The sequence below is a fragment of the Bradyrhizobium sp. sGM-13 genome, assembly GCF_018398875.1.
GTDB lineage: Bacteria > Pseudomonadota > Alphaproteobacteria > Rhizobiales > Xanthobacteraceae > Bradyrhizobium.
In genome coordinates, this window is the sequence record NZ_JAGWDK010000012.1 from 123,974 (window position 1) to 137,912 (window position 13,939).

18 protein-coding genes and 1 pseudogene are annotated in these 13,939 nt (G+C 63.9%); 9 read left to right on the forward strand and 10 right to left on the reverse strand.

Annotation, left to right across the window (positions count from 1 at the left end):
- The first annotated feature begins 110 nt into the window (after positions 1 to 110).
- The 7 genes from radC (at position 111) to KJQ96_RS20065 (ending at position 6,190) form a co-directional block, all read left to right on the forward strand.
- On the forward strand, positions 111 to 824 hold the full coding sequence (gene radC / locus KJQ96_RS20035) for a DNA repair protein RadC (RefSeq protein WP_213288274.1): 714 nt from the start codon (positions 111 to 113) through the stop codon (positions 822 to 824).
- Between the two features lie 220 nt (positions 825 to 1,044).
- The gene (locus KJQ96_RS20040) at positions 1,045 to 1,620 is read left to right on the forward strand and encodes an HdeD family acid-resistance protein (protein WP_213288275.1); all 576 of its coding nucleotides are present in this window, start codon (positions 1,045 to 1,047) and stop codon (positions 1,618 to 1,620) included.
- A gap of 58 nt (positions 1,621 to 1,678) precedes the next feature.
- A complete protein-coding gene (locus tag KJQ96_RS20045) occupies positions 1,679 to 1,909 on the forward strand; it encodes a hypothetical protein (RefSeq protein WP_213288276.1) in 231 nt (76 codons plus the stop codon).
- A gap of 53 nt (positions 1,910 to 1,962) precedes the next feature.
- A complete protein-coding gene (locus KJQ96_RS20050) occupies positions 1,963 to 2,991 on the forward strand; it encodes a patatin-like phospholipase family protein (protein WP_213288277.1) in 1,029 nt (342 codons plus the stop codon).
- Between the two features lie 14 nt (positions 2,992 to 3,005).
- Positions 3,006 to 4,460 carry a GntP family permease gene (locus KJQ96_RS20055; RefSeq protein ID WP_213288382.1) on the forward strand — a complete coding sequence of 485 codons (1,455 nt, stop codon included), beginning with the start codon at positions 3,006 to 3,008 and terminating at the stop codon, positions 4,458 to 4,460.
- 129 nt (positions 4,461 to 4,589) lie between these two features.
- Positions 4,590 to 5,507: an aldo/keto reductase gene (locus KJQ96_RS20060; RefSeq protein ID WP_213288278.1), complete on the forward strand. Its 918-nt coding sequence runs from the start codon at positions 4,590 to 4,592 to the stop codon at positions 5,505 to 5,507.
- The gene (locus tag KJQ96_RS20065; protein ID WP_213288279.1) at positions 5,507 to 6,190 is read left to right on the forward strand and encodes a DUF6064 family protein; all 684 of its coding nucleotides are present in this window, start codon (positions 5,507 to 5,509) and stop codon (positions 6,188 to 6,190) included. Before KJQ96_RS20060 ends, KJQ96_RS20065 begins: the two co-directional genes overlap by 1 nt.
- A gap of 11 nt (positions 6,191 to 6,201) precedes the next feature.
- Here the strand turns inward: KJQ96_RS20065 and KJQ96_RS20070 are convergent, their stop codons facing one another.
- Genes KJQ96_RS20070 through KJQ96_RS20080 form a run of 3 tightly spaced genes read right to left on the reverse strand, consistent with a single transcriptional unit; the run spans position 6,202 to position 7,194 of the window.
- Positions 6,202 to 6,696 carry a DUF3237 domain-containing protein gene (locus KJQ96_RS20070; RefSeq protein WP_213288280.1) on the reverse strand — a complete coding sequence of 165 codons (495 nt, stop codon included), beginning with the start codon at positions 6,694 to 6,696 and terminating at the stop codon, positions 6,202 to 6,204.
- A 28-nt stretch (positions 6,697 to 6,724) separates the two neighbouring features.
- Entirely contained in the window at positions 6,725 to 6,934 is a 210-nt protein-coding gene (locus KJQ96_RS20075; protein WP_213288281.1) for a hypothetical protein, read from the reverse strand.
- Positions 6,931 to 7,194, reverse strand: a complete 264-nt coding sequence (locus tag KJQ96_RS20080; RefSeq protein ID WP_213288282.1) for a nuclear transport factor 2 family protein — start codon at positions 7,192 to 7,194, stop codon at positions 6,931 to 6,933. Before KJQ96_RS20080 ends, KJQ96_RS20075 begins: the two co-directional genes overlap by 4 nt.
- Positions 7,195 to 7,324: 130 nt before the next feature.
- On the opposite strand from KJQ96_RS20080, the gene KJQ96_RS20085 reads away from it, so the two are divergent.
- Positions 7,325 to 7,933 (forward strand): TetR/AcrR family transcriptional regulator, encoded by a 609-nt coding sequence (locus KJQ96_RS20085; RefSeq protein WP_213288283.1) that lies wholly within the window; start codon positions 7,325 to 7,327, stop codon positions 7,931 to 7,933.
- A gap of 12 nt (positions 7,934 to 7,945) precedes the next feature.
- Here the strand turns inward: KJQ96_RS20085 and KJQ96_RS20090 are convergent, their stop codons facing one another.
- Positions 7,946 to 8,323 (reverse strand): hypothetical protein, encoded by a 378-nt coding sequence (locus KJQ96_RS20090; protein WP_213288284.1) that lies wholly within the window; start codon positions 8,321 to 8,323, stop codon positions 7,946 to 7,948.
- Between the two features lie 176 nt (positions 8,324 to 8,499).
- Here KJQ96_RS20090 and KJQ96_RS20095 point away from each other — a divergent pair, with 176 nt between their 5' ends.
- Positions 8,500 to 8,811, forward strand: coding sequence for a putative quinol monooxygenase (locus tag KJQ96_RS20095; protein WP_249734249.1), 312 nt, complete (start codon positions 8,500 to 8,502; stop codon positions 8,809 to 8,811).
- A 2-nt stretch (positions 8,812 to 8,813) separates the two neighbouring features.
- Here KJQ96_RS20095 and KJQ96_RS20100 read toward each other — a convergent pair.
- The 6 genes and pseudogenes from KJQ96_RS20100 to KJQ96_RS20125 form a co-directional block, all read right to left on the reverse strand.
- A pseudogene (locus KJQ96_RS20100) lies at positions 8,814 to 10,092 on the reverse strand (RNA polymerase sigma factor).
- A 31-nt stretch (positions 10,093 to 10,123) separates the two neighbouring features.
- Positions 10,124 to 10,522 carry a YciI family protein gene (locus KJQ96_RS20105; RefSeq protein WP_213288286.1) on the reverse strand — a complete coding sequence of 133 codons (399 nt, stop codon included), beginning with the start codon at positions 10,520 to 10,522 and terminating at the stop codon, positions 10,124 to 10,126.
- Positions 10,523 to 10,651: 129 nt separating this feature from the next.
- Entirely contained in the window at positions 10,652 to 11,353 is a 702-nt protein-coding gene (locus tag KJQ96_RS20110) for an AprI/Inh family metalloprotease inhibitor (RefSeq protein WP_213288287.1), read from the reverse strand.
- On the reverse strand, positions 11,353 to 12,342 hold the full coding sequence (locus KJQ96_RS20115) for a 2-hydroxyacid dehydrogenase (RefSeq protein ID WP_213288288.1): 990 nt from the start codon (positions 12,340 to 12,342) through the stop codon (positions 11,353 to 11,355). Before KJQ96_RS20115 ends, KJQ96_RS20110 begins: the two co-directional genes overlap by 1 nt.
- The gene (locus tag KJQ96_RS20120; RefSeq protein ID WP_213288289.1) at positions 12,342 to 13,130 is read right to left on the reverse strand and encodes an ABC transporter permease; all 789 of its coding nucleotides are present in this window, start codon (positions 13,128 to 13,130) and stop codon (positions 12,342 to 12,344) included. Before KJQ96_RS20120 ends, KJQ96_RS20115 begins: the two co-directional genes overlap by 1 nt.
- Positions 13,127 to 13,939 carry an ABC transporter ATP-binding protein gene (locus KJQ96_RS20125; RefSeq protein ID WP_213288290.1) on the reverse strand — a complete coding sequence of 271 codons (813 nt, stop codon included), beginning with the start codon at positions 13,937 to 13,939 and terminating at the stop codon, positions 13,127 to 13,129. The genes KJQ96_RS20120 and KJQ96_RS20125 overlap by 4 nt, the downstream gene beginning before the upstream one ends.

A 13,939-nucleotide genomic window follows, 5' to 3' on the forward strand; every position in this document is an offset into this window, starting at 1 on the left:
AAGTCTTGAAACGATCCAAAAGGCGCCACGCTCAGCGTGGTGCCTTTTTTCCTCGGGTGATCCGCAATTCCGAGTTGCAAAAGCTGTCGGGCACGGCATGTTTACGGCCGATGCCAGCAAAGACCAGCAGTCCCCCGGATCAACCCGCCGAGACGCCGCATTATCACGGCCACCGCGAACGCTTGCGCGAGCGCTTCTATGCGGCCGGGCCGGAGGCGCTGAGCGACTACGAGCTGCTGGAGATGGCGCTGTTTCCGGCCCTGCCTCGGCGCGACACCAAGCCGCTGGCAAAGGCGCTGTTGAAAAAATTCGGCTCGTTTGCCGAGGTCATTCACGCGCCGGTGGCGCGCCTGCGCGAGGTCGACGGCATCGGCGAGGCCTCGATCAACCAGATCAAGCTGCTCGCCGCGGCGGCAAGCCGGGTCGCGAAAGGCGAGATCAAGCGCAAGATTGCGCTCTCGTCCTGGAATGACGTGATCGAGTATTGCCGGAGCGGGATGGCGTTTGCCGACAAGGAGCAGTTCCGCCTGCTGTTCCTCGACAAGCGCAACCAACTGATCGCCGACGAGGTGCAGCAGACCGGCACCGTCGACCACACCCCGGTCTATCCGCGCGAAGTGATCAAGCGGGCGCTCGAACTATCGGCGACCGCGCTGATCCTGGTGCACAACCACCCCTCCGGCGATCCGACGCCGTCGCAGGCCGATATCCAGATGACCAAAGCGATCGTCGAGATCGCAAAGCCGCTCGGCATTTCCGTGCACGACCACATCATCGTCGGCAAGAACGGTCACACGAGTCTGAAAGGGCTGAAGCTGATGTAGCGTATTGCTACCGCTCGATAATCGTTTATCGCCAATAAGGCGACCAGCATCGTGCGCGGCGACCTCGAACGATGAAAATCACGACCAACGATATTAAAATCAGGTGATCGCAACGAACAGTTGCGCTAATATCAACGTGTCGAACATTCCGCGGCGCGCACTCTCGCATCGACGGACCGACAAACTAACGTCGGATAGGTTTTCGCATCGGAGGACCGTCATGACCAGCACTTCAGACACCGTAAAGAGCCCTCAGGCCGGTTCGGATACGGCACCGCTACGCGCGAAGTGGGGGTGGATCGTCGCACTCGGCGTCGTCTATCTGCTCGCCGGGTTTATCGCGCTCGGCAGCGTCGCAATGGCCACCGTCGTGAGCGTCTTCGTGGTCGGCGTGATGATGATCATCGCCGGCGTCGCAGAGGTGTTTAGCGCCTTCCAGATCAAGAGCTGGGGTAAATTTCTGCTCTGGGCTCTGCTTGGCGTGCTCTACATCATCGCCGGCTTCGCGACGTTCCAGAATCCGTTGCTCGCGGCAGTGCTACTGACCCTCGTTCTCGGTGCATCGCTGGTGGTCTCGGGCATCATGCGGATCGTGCTGGCTTTCAGCATGAAACGAGAAATGCCCTGGATCTGGGTCGCGCTATCCGGCGTGATCACGCTTCTGCTCGGCGTGCTGATCCTGGTGCGCTGGCCGGTTTCGAGTCTCTATATCCTCGGCTTGTTCCTCGCCATCGATCTCATCATGGCCGGCGCTGGTTGGATCGGGCTCGGCTTCGGCCTGCGCCGCGCTCGCTGAGGTGTGGTTGGCGGGCTGCGCGTGGCGCAGTCGCTTGATCGACGAAAGGGAGGCGCCCATGCGCTGGATCCACCTCGCCGTGATCACTCTGTTCGTCGCTGCGACCATTATCTTCGCGCTGCAGAACTTCGAGCTCGTCACCATGTCCTTCCTCGGCCTGAATGCCCGCGTGCCGCTCGCTGTGCTGGTCGCCGTCGCCTACCTGCTTGGCGCGGCGACGGGTGGCAGCCTGTTCGCACTGCTGCGCCGATCTTACGAAGGGTCGAGAGGGAGTATCCGAACGTCCTGAATCGAGCGTCCTGAATTGAGTGTCGCTTCATCTTCCGGCCAACGAGGACGACGATGGACGAAACAGCGCGCGAACCCGTTCTGGTGGACCTTGCTTTGCAGGGCGGAGGCTCCCACGGCGCCTTCACCTGGGGCGTGCTCGACCGTCTGATCGAGGAGCCGTGGCTGCGGATCGAGGCAATCTCCGGCACGTCGGCGGGCGCAATGAATGCAGCTCTGGTGGCCGACGGGTGGACGCAAGGCGGTGCCGATGGCGCGCGGGCGGCGCTCGCGGCCTTTTGGCGAGGCGTGTCGCGCGCTGCCACGTTCAGCCCGCTGCAGCGCTCGCCGCTCGACCGGCTGATGGGCCGCTGGACGCTCGACACGTCACCCGCCTATGTCGCCATGGACCTGATGGCGCGTGTGCTTTCGCCTTATGATCTCAATCCGCTCGGCCTCAACCCGCTGCGTGCCATCCTCGCCGAAAGCATCGATTTCGAGCGACTGGCCCGGGCATCAATCAGGCTGTTCGTCACCGCGACCAATGTGCGCACCGGCCGCGGCCGCATCTTCCGCAATGCGGAGATCACGGCCGACGTCCTGCTTGCCTCGGCTTGTCTACCGACCATGTTCCAGGCGATCGAGGTCGACGGCGAACCATATTGGGATGGCGGCTATGCCGGCAATCCGACCCTCACGCCGCTGGTGCGCGAAAGCGACGCTCACGACACCATCCTGGTGCAGATCAATCCGCGCGAACGACCGAAGCCGCCGCGTACGGCAAACGAGATTCTCAACCGCCTCAACGAAATCTCCTTCAACTCGCCGCTCATGAAGGAATTGCGCATGATTGCGCTGCTGCGCCAGGTGGCAGACCCCGGACACGGCGAGGGCGCGCGCTGGGCCGGAATGCGCACGCACCGGATCATGACCGACGTGCTCACGGAGTTCGGCGCATCATCTAAGCTCAACGCTGAATGGGAGTTCGTTTCGCTGCTCAAGGAAGAAGGACGCAAGAGCGCCGACGCATTCCTCAAGGCACATGCTGACGACCTCGGCCGGCGCTCCACCGCCGATATCGATGTACTGCTTGCGGAGTGCTGAGGGCGATGACCCTGTTGGGACTTCTCGGCATCCTGATCGGGCTCGGCCTGCTGATCTTGTTCGCCTATCGGGGCTGGAGCGTGTTGCTGCTCGCGCCGCTAGCCGCGCTGGTTGCCGCACTGTTTTCCCGCGAGCCGCTGCTGGCCCACTGGACCCAGACCTTCATGGTCAGCGCGGCAGGCTTTCTGGCTCAGTTCTTTCCGCTGTTTCTGCTCGGCGCCCTGTTCGGCAAACTGATGGAGGACAGCGGCTCGGTCGCCGCGATCGCGACCTTCATGACGCGGCGGCTGGGCACGCGGCGGGCTGTGCTCGCAGTGGTGCTCGCCGGAGCGCTCGTCACATATGGCGGCGTCAGTCTGTTTGTCGCCTTCTTCGTGCTCGCACCGATGGCGCACGAGCTGTTTCGCAACGCCGGCATCCCGCGGCGGCTGATGCCGGCGGCAATCGTGCTCGGCACCTCCACCTTCACCATGTCAGCGCTGCCCGGCACGCCATCGATCCAGAACGCGATCCCGATGCCGTTTTTCGGCACCACGCCATTCGCCGCGCCCGGCCTTGGCATTCTGGCATCGTTGATCATGCTCGGCTTCGGCCTGTGGTGGCTCAACCGCGAAGTGGCCAACTCAAAAAGCAACGGCGAGGGCTTCGGCGACGGCGTGCCGATGCCTTCCGCCCGTCTTGCCGCCGACGAAAAGCTGCGCGAACGCGCCACCACCGCGCGGGAGTTCGATCCGGCGGAGATCGTACACGGTGCGGTGACCGACGTTCCGCCGTCGGTTGTACTCGCCGCACTGCCGCTCATTGTGGTGATTATCGTCAATCTCGCGATGTCGCTGCTCATCTTGCCGGCACTGGACACCCGCTTTCTCGCCGAAGCTCGTTGGGGCAAAACGTCGCTCGCGGCTGTCGGCGGCGTATGGGCTGTCATCACAGCCCTCGCCTGTGCGATCGTGGCGGTCCTCGCCGTCAGCCATCGGCGATTGCCGGCCCTGCGTGCAACCATGGATGCCGGCGCCAACGCCGCCGTGCTGCCGGCCCTGAGCGTTGCGAGCCTGGTCGGCTTCGGCGCCGTGGTGGCGGCGATGCCCGCCTTCGATGTCGTACGCGACACCGTGCTCGGGATCGGCGGCGGACCGCTAGTCTCGCTCGCGGTGGCGACCAACGTGCTCGCCGCGCTCACGGGGTCGGCATCGGGCGGGCTGACCATTGCGCTCGACGCACTCGGGGCGACGTATATGACGCGCGCGGCGGAGATCGGAATCGATCCCGCGCTGCTGCATCGCGTGGCGGTGATCAGTTCGGGTACGCTCGACAGCCTGCCGCATAACGGCGCGGTCGTCACGCTGCTCGCCGTCTGCGGATCGACGCACCGGGACAGCTATCGCGACATCGTCATGGTCGGCATTATCGGCGCACTCATCGCCCTCGTTGCCGTCATCGCGCTCGGCTCGGTGGCGGGATCGTTCTGAGCCATCGGCGCGGTTCGGCAGGAACGGTCACGCAAGTTTGAGGGGACTGAAGCTGATCTAATGCTGTTTAGCTGAGGATGGCGCGCGAGACGCATATTGGGTCAGCCCGCCGCCACGATGGAGCCTCGGATGCGCACGACACGCCGAACGTTCCTGCAAACATCCTTGGCAACAGCCGCTGCCGCGCTCTTGCCAACCTCTCTGCGTGCCCAGCAAGGTCAGCCGGCACGCCGCCCTATACCCTCAACCCGCGAGGAGATGCCGATCGTCGGACTGGGGACCTGGATCACCTTCAACGTCGGCAACGATCCGGTGCTCAGGAACGAATGCGCTGATGTCATGGCCGCCTTCTTCGAGGGCGGCGGCCGCATGATCGATTCATCCCCCATGTATGGATCGTCGCAGCCGGTGGTCGGCTACGGCCTGCAGAAACTCGGGCGACCGCCCGCGCTTTTCTCGGCCGAAAAGGTCTGGACGTCCTCGGCGACGGCAGGTCCGGCCCAGATCGAGCAATCGCGTCGCTTCTGGGGCGTGCCGAAGTTCGACCTCGTTCAGGTTCACAACCTGCTCGCCTGGAAGGCGCATCTGCAGACGCTCCTCCAGATGAAAGCCGCCGGTACGGTGCGTTACGTCGGAATCACCACGTCCGAAGGCCGCCGTCATGATCTTGTCGAACAGATCATGCGAAACGAGCCGATCGATTTCGTGCAGTTCTCCTACAATGTCGTCGATCGCGAGGCGGAGGCTCGGCTGCTGCCGCTGGCGGCGGAGCGCGGGATTGCGGTGATTGTGAACCGGCCGTTCCGGCAGGGCCAACTGACCAATCGCCTCAAGAACAAGCCGCTGCCAGAGTGGGCGGCCGAAATCGGGGTGTCGAGCTGGGCGCAGCTCATGCTGAAATTCATCCTGTCCCACCCGGCCGTCACCGTCGCCATTCCGGCGACCACGCGCGTCGAACACGTGCGGGAAAACCTCTCTGCCGCCGTCGGACCGATGCCAGACCTCGCCACGCGGCAGCGCATCTCGGCCCACGTGCAGGCGCTTTGATGTCGGAGTGCTGGACCTATCGCGCGGAGGATTTCCTGCTGTTTTCGCCGCGCGTCTACTGGCGCATGTTCGAAGCGCACAATGCGGCGCTCTGGCCTCTGCATGTCGTGACACTTGCCGCCGGCCTGTTCATCATCCTGCTCATCGCGTGGCGGCCGGGAGTCTTTGCACGTTGGATCGCACTCATCCTGGCGGTTCTCTGGATCTTCGTCGGGTGGTTCTTCCTGTGGAGCCGCTACACGACCGTCAACTGGGCTGCCGCCTATGTCGCGCCGGCTTTCGCCGTCGAAGGTGGGCTGCTCCTCATCTTATCTTTCCGCGATAGCCCTGCCTTTGACCGCCGCGGGCCAGTCGCTTGGATCGGGTATATCCTCCTTGCCTTCGGGATTGCCGGACAGCCATTACTCGCGCCGCTACAGGGACGTGGCTGGGCCTCGTCCGAAGTCTTTGGCATCGCGCCGGATCCGACGGCGATCGCGACGCTCGGCGTTCTGCTCCTCGCCCGCGGCAGGCTTGTGCCATGGCTGCTGCCGATCCCCGTGCTCTGGTGTCTTCTGAGCAGCATAACGCTGCGGACAATGGGAGAGCCGCAAGCCTGGGCCCCTGCTGCCGCCGTAGCGCTTACCGCTGCAGCCTGGACCTGGACGATCATCCGCCAGCGCGGGTCGCTTCCGGCCGCGTGAAGGCACATGCATCAGACGATCTGGCAGACGTTGTAGGCGATGCCGCCCTCGACCAGGTATCCCGACCCGACGCAGACGATGTCGTTCATCCAGGCATATTGTTCCGCGCCGGTTTCGAACAGCGGGTTGGTGCGGAAGTAATAGCGCGACGGGTCAACCTGATGTCGTTTCGCGGGATCAGCCATTTCTGACCGCAATTCGGGCGGCGTGATCCAGCGTCCACCGTAGGTCATGTGCACCAGCGCGCCGTCATGCGTGCGCAGCGTCAGGCGGACGTCGAGTGACATCGCGCCATCGGTGCGGAACAGCGCCCAGTCACCGCCGCCGGGCACCACCTCGCCGCGCAGCTTGGGGCCTTCGAAGCTTCCGCCGGCCGCGCCGAACAGGATGCGGCGGCCAAGCGGACCATCGCCGATGTTCAGCCTTGGATTGAGATCGACGACGATGTCGAACAATGGTGCCGTCCTGATCGCGGCGACCGGTTTGACGCGTGGATCTACTGTCATCATCGGGGTCCTGGTTCGCGGGAGGAAGTCATTCGGCGGCAAGCTGCCGGACGCCGGTGTCACCAAATATCCTGCGGCGTACCGCGTCGGTCGAGACGCCGGACTGCGCGCAGAGCTCGGCAAGGTCGAAGAAGAATCGCTCGTGAACGATCCGGTCGTCCTTGAACGAAAGCTGGATGAACACCGGGAGGTCTGCGCGCCTGCCGTTCGGCACCACGCCGAAACGATCGCCGGTCATTGTATCTGCACGCGACCCCAACAGACGAGCGTATCGTCGTTGGCGGCGTGGCCCTGCAGGACGACATTGTAATCCGGGAACGAAGCGAAGAACCGGCTCAGCACCTTCTCGTTCTCGGCAAGGCCACGGGCGGTGGTTCCGAAGGCCGGGTTCTCCAGCACCATGTCGTCGTGGAGGACCTTTAACGCCGCCGGCACGTCCTGACGGCTCTTTGCCTCCGCCAGGCCCTGCGCCAATTCGAACATTCGTTCGCTGTTCATGCCCTCCCGTACCTTTCCTCGAGCTCCTCTGCTCGAGATCATGCCTGCGGATTCGTACCTAATGTCTTTCACATACTGCATGTATGTTATATGTTAATAGGATCATAAGCGTCAAGTGGTATGTGGGGGCATGCAGGAAGCTGGACGCGAACGAACCCGCCGCGAGGAATACACGGAAGCCACGAGGCTGGCGCTGCTGGCGGCGGGCCGGGATATTTTTGCGAGCGAGGGCTTCCAGGCGGCGGGAATCGAGGCGATCTCGCGCGCGGCGCGCGTGACGCGGGGCGCCTTCTATCACCACTTCGAGGACAAGAAGGCGCTGTTCGACGCGGTGGTCGTCGCCCTGCAGATGGAGGCCGCAGCCAGGATCGAAGCGCGAGCGAAGATGGAGCGCAAGATATGGGACCGCCTGACCGAGGGCATCGAAGCCTATCTCGACGCCTGCCTCGAACCGGCCTATGCGCGCATCGTCATCCAGGAAGCGCCGGCGGTGCTCGGCAATGCGCGCTACCGGGAGATCGAGGAAGCCCATCCGATGGCGCTGCTCACCGCGACGCTTGCCGCGTTAAAGCGCCAGGGCGAGCTCGATTTCGAGGATATCGAGCTCCTGAGCCGCATGGTCGATGCGATGATTTGCGAGGTGGCGCTGCTGCTACCCGGGGCGGAGAATCCGAAGAGGCTCCGAGCCCGCGGGCAAAAGATCATCGGCAGCCTGCTCGGCGCTTTCCGCACCACCTGAACGCAAGCCCGCTCACGGCGCGACCGATCGTTGCACCGCCTCGGCGGTGTCGGCCGGTGTGGTGTTAAAGCAGATGCGCGTTTGCGGCGCGGCAAGATGAACCAGATTGATGATCCGCTCGAACAAGTGCAGCCGCTCTCGCGGCTCGCGCAGCCCGGCGCCGATCACCACGCAGTCATAATGCTTGGCGCCCAGCGCTGCGGCGGCGACGGCTTCGGCGGTATCGCCGAGATCGATCAGGCAGCTATCGGCCTCATAGCCCATCGCGCGAAGCTGCTCGATCTCAGCTCCAACATAACTCGTCATCAGTTCGGCCGTGAGCCCCGGGAAGGCGCTGAAGTCGACGAAGGAAGGCTCGATGCCGATGGCGAGCACGGTCTTTTTGGCCATGCGGCTGCTCCAGGCAAAATTATCTCCGGGAAAACGCGCACATCGTCAAACAGGTTCCGACTTCGACACTGACAGCATCATTCGACATTCACCGAAGCATTCGTGTCGCAAGATCGGCCATTGTGGCCCGCATCGCCGCTCCAACGAGCGCGCGCTGAATGTCACAGGAGAACGTTATGGCTACCACCAACAACGCAAACCAGAACCTGGTCGTCACCGCATTCTGGGAAGTCAATTCCGGCGAGGAAGCCACCGTCGCGGAGCTTCTCAAGGATTTTCTGCCGCAGGCACAGCGTGAGCCCGGCGTGAAGGCATTCCAGATTCACCAGAACATCGCCAAGCCACGTGAATTCTTCTTTTACGAGGTATTCGCAGGCGAAGCGGCCTTCGCCGAGCATCAGCAGACCGATCACTTCAAGAACATCATTCTTGGGCAGGCGATTCCGAAACTCGCCAAGCGCGAGCAGTCGCAATTCCGGTTCATCTGAAGTCAGAACGGCTTCGGCGCGCCACTGCTCGTCTCAGTGGCCCGCCGCCGCAACAATTCGCGTTCTCGCTTGTTGGTCGCAAGTGTTGACGCGAGCTCGAAGGCAGCGCGGGCTTCCGCGAAGCGGCCGAGCTTGCGAAGCAGATCGCCGCGGACGCTTGGGAAGAGGTGATAGGCTTTCAGCGCAGGCTCGCCCGCCAATCCGTCCACGATCGCAAGCGCAGCCGTCGGCCCTTCGGCCATACCGATCGCCACGGCGCGGTTGAGCTCGATGATCGGCGAGCGCACCAGCGCGCCCAATTTGGCGTAGAGCTCGGCGATTCGCGGCCACTCTGTTTCATCAGGTGTAACGGCCCTGGCGTGACAAGCAACGATCTCAGCCTGCAGCGTGTAGAATCCGCCCCCTCCGTCGAGTTCGTAGGCTCGCGCCAGCGCCAGCAATCCCCGGCGGATCTGAAGCCGGTCCCACAGCGCGCGGTTCTGGTCCATCAGAAGAATCGGATCGCCGGCTGCGTCGGTGCGCGCTGCGGTGCGTGAAGCATTCAGCTCCATCAGCGCGAGCAGGCCGTGGGCTTCGGCTTCTTGCGGAGCGACCAGCGTCAGCACGCGGCCCATGCGCAGCGCGTCGTTGCAGAGCTGCGGCCGCAGCCATTCGTCGCCGCGGGCGGCCGTATAGCCTTCGTTGAAGATGAGATAGACGACCTCCAGCACCGAGGCGAGCCGTTCCGAAAGCTGCTCGCCGCGTGGCGTTTCGTAGGCTAGGCCGGATTCGGACAGCGTCCGCTTCGCCCGCACGATGCGCTGGGCGATGGTCGCTTCCGGCTGCAGGAAGGCGCGCGCGATCTCTTCCGTGGTTAGACCGCAGATCATTCGGAGCGCCAGCGCCGCGCGCGCCTCGCGCGACAGTTTTGGATGGCAGGCGGTGAAGATCAGCCGCAGCAGCTCGTCACCGATATCGTCGTCGAGTGCGGCGTCCGGGTCCGGCATCGCCAGTTGCTCCTGCTCGAGGTCGCGCGTCAGCATCTCATGCTTGCGTGCGAGCATGCTGCGGCGGCGCAGATGATCCAGCGCACGGCGCTTGGCCAGCGCCATCAGCCACGCCCCGGGCTTCTCCGGCACGCCGCTGGCGGGCCAATGCTCCAAACGCTGCGACCAGGGCTTCCTGGGTCAAATCCTCCGCCAGCGGCACGTCGCGCAGCATTCGCGACAACCCCGTGATCAGGCGCGGCTGTTCGATGCGCCAAACCGCGAGGATGGTGCGATTGACGTCGGCGGCCGTCACCGCCGCCGACCAGATCGGCTATGCCGCGCCATCAGGCGTGCGCAGGGGCTTCGACGTCGCCGCAGGTCGTTTCCAGGCCGTGGCCGGCCATGGCGCGCAGCTCGCAGGTGCCTTCCCAGCCGGGCATGTGGTCGAGATGAAGCTGCATGAATTCCTGGGCCATGGCGAGCGCTTCCGCCTTGTCGCGGAACTCGAAGATGGCGTAGCCACCGACCACTTCCTTGGCCTCCACAAACGGGCCGTCGGTGACTCGCAGCTTGCCGCCGTCGATCGAGACCCGCGCCCCCTGCTGCAACGGGGTCAGCCCGCCCATGTCGATCATCCGGCCGGCCTTGATCTCGCGTTCGGCAAGCTTGCCCATCGCTTCCATCAGGGCGGGCGTCGGGGCCTTCATCGGTTGCGGGGAAGTAACGATGGACATGAAGCGCATGTACAACTCCTGTGCTGCGAGTTGGCGGCATCAGGCCGGCCATTCCGTCTCGCTACAGGGAACGACGATCCAGCCGCGGCCGGATCGACATGCGCTTGTAAAAAAATCCAGGCCCCCGGGGGATACCGCCTATTGTCCCCGGATCATGATCAGGGGATCGGCGGTATCAGGCACGCGCCGCCACTGCGCATTGTCGTCGGCCTCGAACTGCCAGGTCTCGCCTTTGGCCGACATCAGGATCATCTGTCCGCGCTCCAGCCGCCACTGGTTCGGCGCGAAGGCCGCAACCGCCGGATCGCATTTCGGCTTCAGGAACACCTGGAAATTATCCCCGGTCGCCTCGGTGTTGGTCAGCGTCAGGCCGCAGACCGTCTGCCCATTGCCGCGAACCATCGACCAGTCGCCGATCATCTGGTCCATCGACTTGGCGAGCGAGCGGGCGGCGGCGAGGTTCTGCAGGATGTAGACGCCCTCGCCGGTCCGCAGACCCTCGAAAATGCCGCTCTCCACCTCGGTGAAGTCGATTACCGGCTGGCCTGCCGCGTCCTGGAGCCGCACGATGTCCAGCCCCTTGATGTTCCAGGCCGTGATGTCCTTGGTGAACGGCAATGCCTTGGCGCAACCGGGCTCAAGCTCAAGCCTGAGCCCTTGCGGCGTCGCATCGGCCTTCATCGTGATGACGCAAGTTTTGCTGCGCTCGGTGGTGGCGAGTTCCCACTGCCCGATCATTTCCTTCTTCAGGGCCGCGGCATCCTGCGCCGCCACCTGCGGCGCAAGCGCGAGCAGCACTGTCAGTGCTGCTGCCGTAATGCCCGAACGCCCAAGCAACATCAGCGTCCCTTCACCGGGGTTTCCGGAACGGGCGTCAAGGGCGCCTTGCCGGCAAACCAGTTTTTCAGGTTATCGACGACCAGCTGATCCATGGCATTCCGCGTTACCACCGAAGCTGAGCCGATATGTGGCAACAGCACGACATTTTGCATGGCCATCAACTCGTCCGGCACGTTCGGCTCGTTGGCGAAGACATCGAGCCCGGCGGCGAGGATGGTGCCGGATTTCAGCGCCGCGACCAGCGCCGGCTCGTCGACGACGGAACCGCGCGCGACGTTGATCAAAACGCCGCGCGGACCAAGCGCCTGCAACACGTCGGCATTGATCATCTTGGCGGTCGAGGCGCCGCCGGGCACGATGACGATCAGCGTATCGACCGCTTTCGCCATCTCTATCAGGTCAGGATAATGCTGGTAGGACACGGCCGGCGACGGATTGCGCGAATGATAGCAAACCGGCACGCGCGAGGCCTCGAGCCGGCGGCCGATCGCCTGGCCGATGCGGCCCATGCCGACGATCCCGACCTTGCGGTCGCGCAGCGAACCGGCGCTCAAGGGATAGTTCTGCGCCTGCCATAGGCCGGAGCGCAGATAGCGGTCGGCCTTGACGAATTCGCGCAAGGTCGCGATCAGTAGCCCCATCGCGACGTCGGCGACTTCTTCCGTCAGCACGTCGGGCGTGTTGGTGACGACGATATTGTGCTCGCGCGCATAAGCCGAGTCGACGTGGTCGTAGCCGACGCCGAAGCTCGCGACGATTTCAAGCTTCGGAAATTGCGACAGCGCCTTCGCGTCCGCCGGCACCATGTGATAGGTGACCGCCATGCCGCGGATCTTTGCGACCGTATCTGATGTCAAGCGCTCGAGGTCGGCGCGGCTCTCCGCCATATGCAGGACGTACTGATCCGGAAAGCCGTTTTCCAGGATCGGCCTGACAGGTCCGTAGATCAACAGATCGATCTTCTCGGACGAAATATTCGCGGCAGCCATCAATTTTCCTTTCCAAGCGCGCTCTCATGCCAGCGCCGTAGTACCAGATGCGAAACTAGCGCCAGCAGCCCATAGATGACAATCCCGGCCACCGACAGCAACAATAACGCCGCGAACATTCGGGGAATGTTGAGGCGATAACCGGACTCGGCGATCCGGAAGGCGAGGCCGGAGCCGGCGCCCGCCGTGCCCGCGGCGATTTCGGCGACCACGGCGCCGATCAGCGACAGGCCGCCCGCGATCCGCAAGCCACCGAGGATGAACGGCAGCGCCGCCGGCAACTTCAGGTACCGCAACGTCTGAAGCCGTGACGCGCCGTAGAGTTGAAACAGTCCGGCCAGATTGCGGTCCACCGAATTCAGCCCGAGCGTGGTGTTGGACAGAACCGGAAAGAAACCGACGATCCAGGCGCAGACAATCACCGCCGTCTGCTGGGGCAGATAGATCAGCAATAACGGCGCAATTGCGATCACCGGCGTGACCTGCAGGATCACCGCATAGGGAAACAGCGAATATTCCAGCCATTTCGATTGGTTGAACACCAGCGCCAGCGCGACGCCGCCGACGGCTGCGGCGATGAAACCTTCCAGCGTCGTGAGCAAGGTGACACCCAGCGATTCCGACAGCACCGGCCAGTCGCTGACGAGCGTCTGAAAAACTGTTGTCGGGCTCGGCAGCACATAGGGCTGGATATCGTTGACGCGGACGACGAATTCCCACAACGCCAAGCCCGCTGCGAGCACGACAACGGGAAGCAGCATGCGGCCGATGTTCTGCAGGGAACTCATGCGCTACGCTGTCCGGAATAGGCAGGCGCCAGTGCGTTCGAGACCTCGCGGCAATAGCCGGCATAGTCGGCCGAGGTGCGAAACTCCTCCCCGCGCGGCTCCGCCGTCGCGATGCGAAACTCGGCTCGGACGCGCCCTGGGCGCGCCGTCATCACGATCACCCGCTGCGACAGATAGACCGACTCGAATACCGAGTGGGTAACGAAAATGACGGTCTTGTGCAGCTTGCGCCACAGCGCCAGCAGGTCGTTGTTGAGCCGAAAGCGCGTGATCTCGTCGAGCGCCGCGAACGGCTCATCCAGCAGGAGAATGTCCGGACCGGTGACCAGCGCCCGCGCCAATGACACCCGCATCTTCATGCCGCCTGACAATTCGCGGGGGTATGCACCGGCGAATTCGGCAAGACCAACCTGCGCCAGCGCCTCCTCGATGCGCCGGTCGGCTTCGGCCGGCGCCGCATGCGCAAGCTTCAGCGGCAGGCGAACATTGTCGCGCACGCTCGCCCACGGCATCAGCGTGGGCTCCTGAAACACAAAGCCGATGGGATGCCGCCCATCCGCCTTGTTGGTGCGATGGGGAACGCTCACCGTGCCCGCACTCGGCGCACCGAGCCCCGCGATCAGCCGTAGCGCTGTGGATTTTCCGCAGCCGGAAGGCCCGAGCAGCGAGACGAAGTCGCCTTTTGCGACATCGAGATCGAGCGGCCCAAGCGCGGTCACTCCGCTATCATAAGTCTTGCTTACCGCGCGCAGGCGCACTGCGAGGCCCGCCGCATCGCTATACGTCTCCGGCAAAGCGGGCCCGGCCAT

Excerpts from the sequence above, each read along its gene's own strand:
- KJQ96_RS20040 (WP_213288275.1), top strand. The coding sequence starts at position 1,045 with ATGACCAGCACTTCAGACACCGTAAAGAGCCCTCAGGCCGGTTCGGAT.
- KJQ96_RS20050 (WP_213288277.1), top strand. The coding sequence starts at position 1,963 with ATGGACGAAACAGCGCGCGAACCCGTTCTGGTGGACCTTGCTTTGCAG.
- KJQ96_RS20045 (WP_213288276.1), top strand. The coding sequence starts at position 1,679 with ATGCGCTGGATCCACCTCGCCGTGATCACTCTGTTCGTCGCTGCGACC.
- KJQ96_RS20060 (WP_213288278.1), top strand. The coding sequence starts at position 4,590 with ATGCGCACGACACGCCGAACGTTCCTGCAAACATCCTTGGCAACAGCC.
- KJQ96_RS20085 (WP_213288283.1), top strand. The coding sequence starts at position 7,325 with ATGCAGGAAGCTGGACGCGAACGAACCCGCCGCGAGGAATACACGGAA.
- KJQ96_RS20080 (WP_213288282.1), bottom strand. The coding sequence starts at position 7,194 with ATGAACAGCGAACGAATGTTCGAATTGGCGCAGGGCCTGGCGGAGGCA.
- KJQ96_RS20115 (WP_213288288.1), bottom strand. The coding sequence starts at position 12,342 with ATGGCTGCCGCGAATATTTCGTCCGAGAAGATCGATCTGTTGATCTAC.
- KJQ96_RS20090 (WP_213288284.1), bottom strand. The coding sequence starts at position 8,323 with ATGGCCAAAAAGACCGTGCTCGCCATCGGCATCGAGCCTTCCTTCGTC.
- KJQ96_RS20095 (WP_249734249.1), top strand. The coding sequence starts at position 8,500 with ATGGCTACCACCAACAACGCAAACCAGAACCTGGTCGTCACCGCATTC.
- KJQ96_RS20075 (WP_213288281.1), bottom strand. The coding sequence starts at position 6,934 with ATGACCGGCGATCGTTTCGGCGTGGTGCCGAACGGCAGGCGCGCAGAC.
- KJQ96_RS20105 (WP_213288286.1), bottom strand. The coding sequence starts at position 10,522 with ATGCGCTTCATGTCCATCGTTACTTCCCCGCAACCGATGAAGGCCCCG.
- KJQ96_RS20110 (WP_213288287.1), bottom strand. The coding sequence starts at position 11,353 with ATGTTGCTTGGGCGTTCGGGCATTACGGCAGCAGCACTGACAGTGCTG.
- KJQ96_RS20065 (WP_213288279.1), top strand. The coding sequence starts at position 5,507 with ATGTCGGAGTGCTGGACCTATCGCGCGGAGGATTTCCTGCTGTTTTCG.
- KJQ96_RS20125 (WP_213288290.1), bottom strand. The coding sequence starts at position 13,939 with ATGGCCGGGCCCGCTTTGCCGGAGACGTATAGCGATGCGGCGGGCCTC.
- KJQ96_RS20120 (WP_213288289.1), bottom strand. The coding sequence starts at position 13,130 with ATGAGTTCCCTGCAGAACATCGGCCGCATGCTGCTTCCCGTTGTCGTG.
- radC (WP_213288274.1), top strand. The coding sequence starts at position 111 with ATGCCAGCAAAGACCAGCAGTCCCCCGGATCAACCCGCCGAGACGCCG.
- KJQ96_RS20070 (WP_213288280.1), bottom strand. The coding sequence starts at position 6,696 with ATGACAGTAGATCCACGCGTCAAACCGGTCGCCGCGATCAGGACGGCA.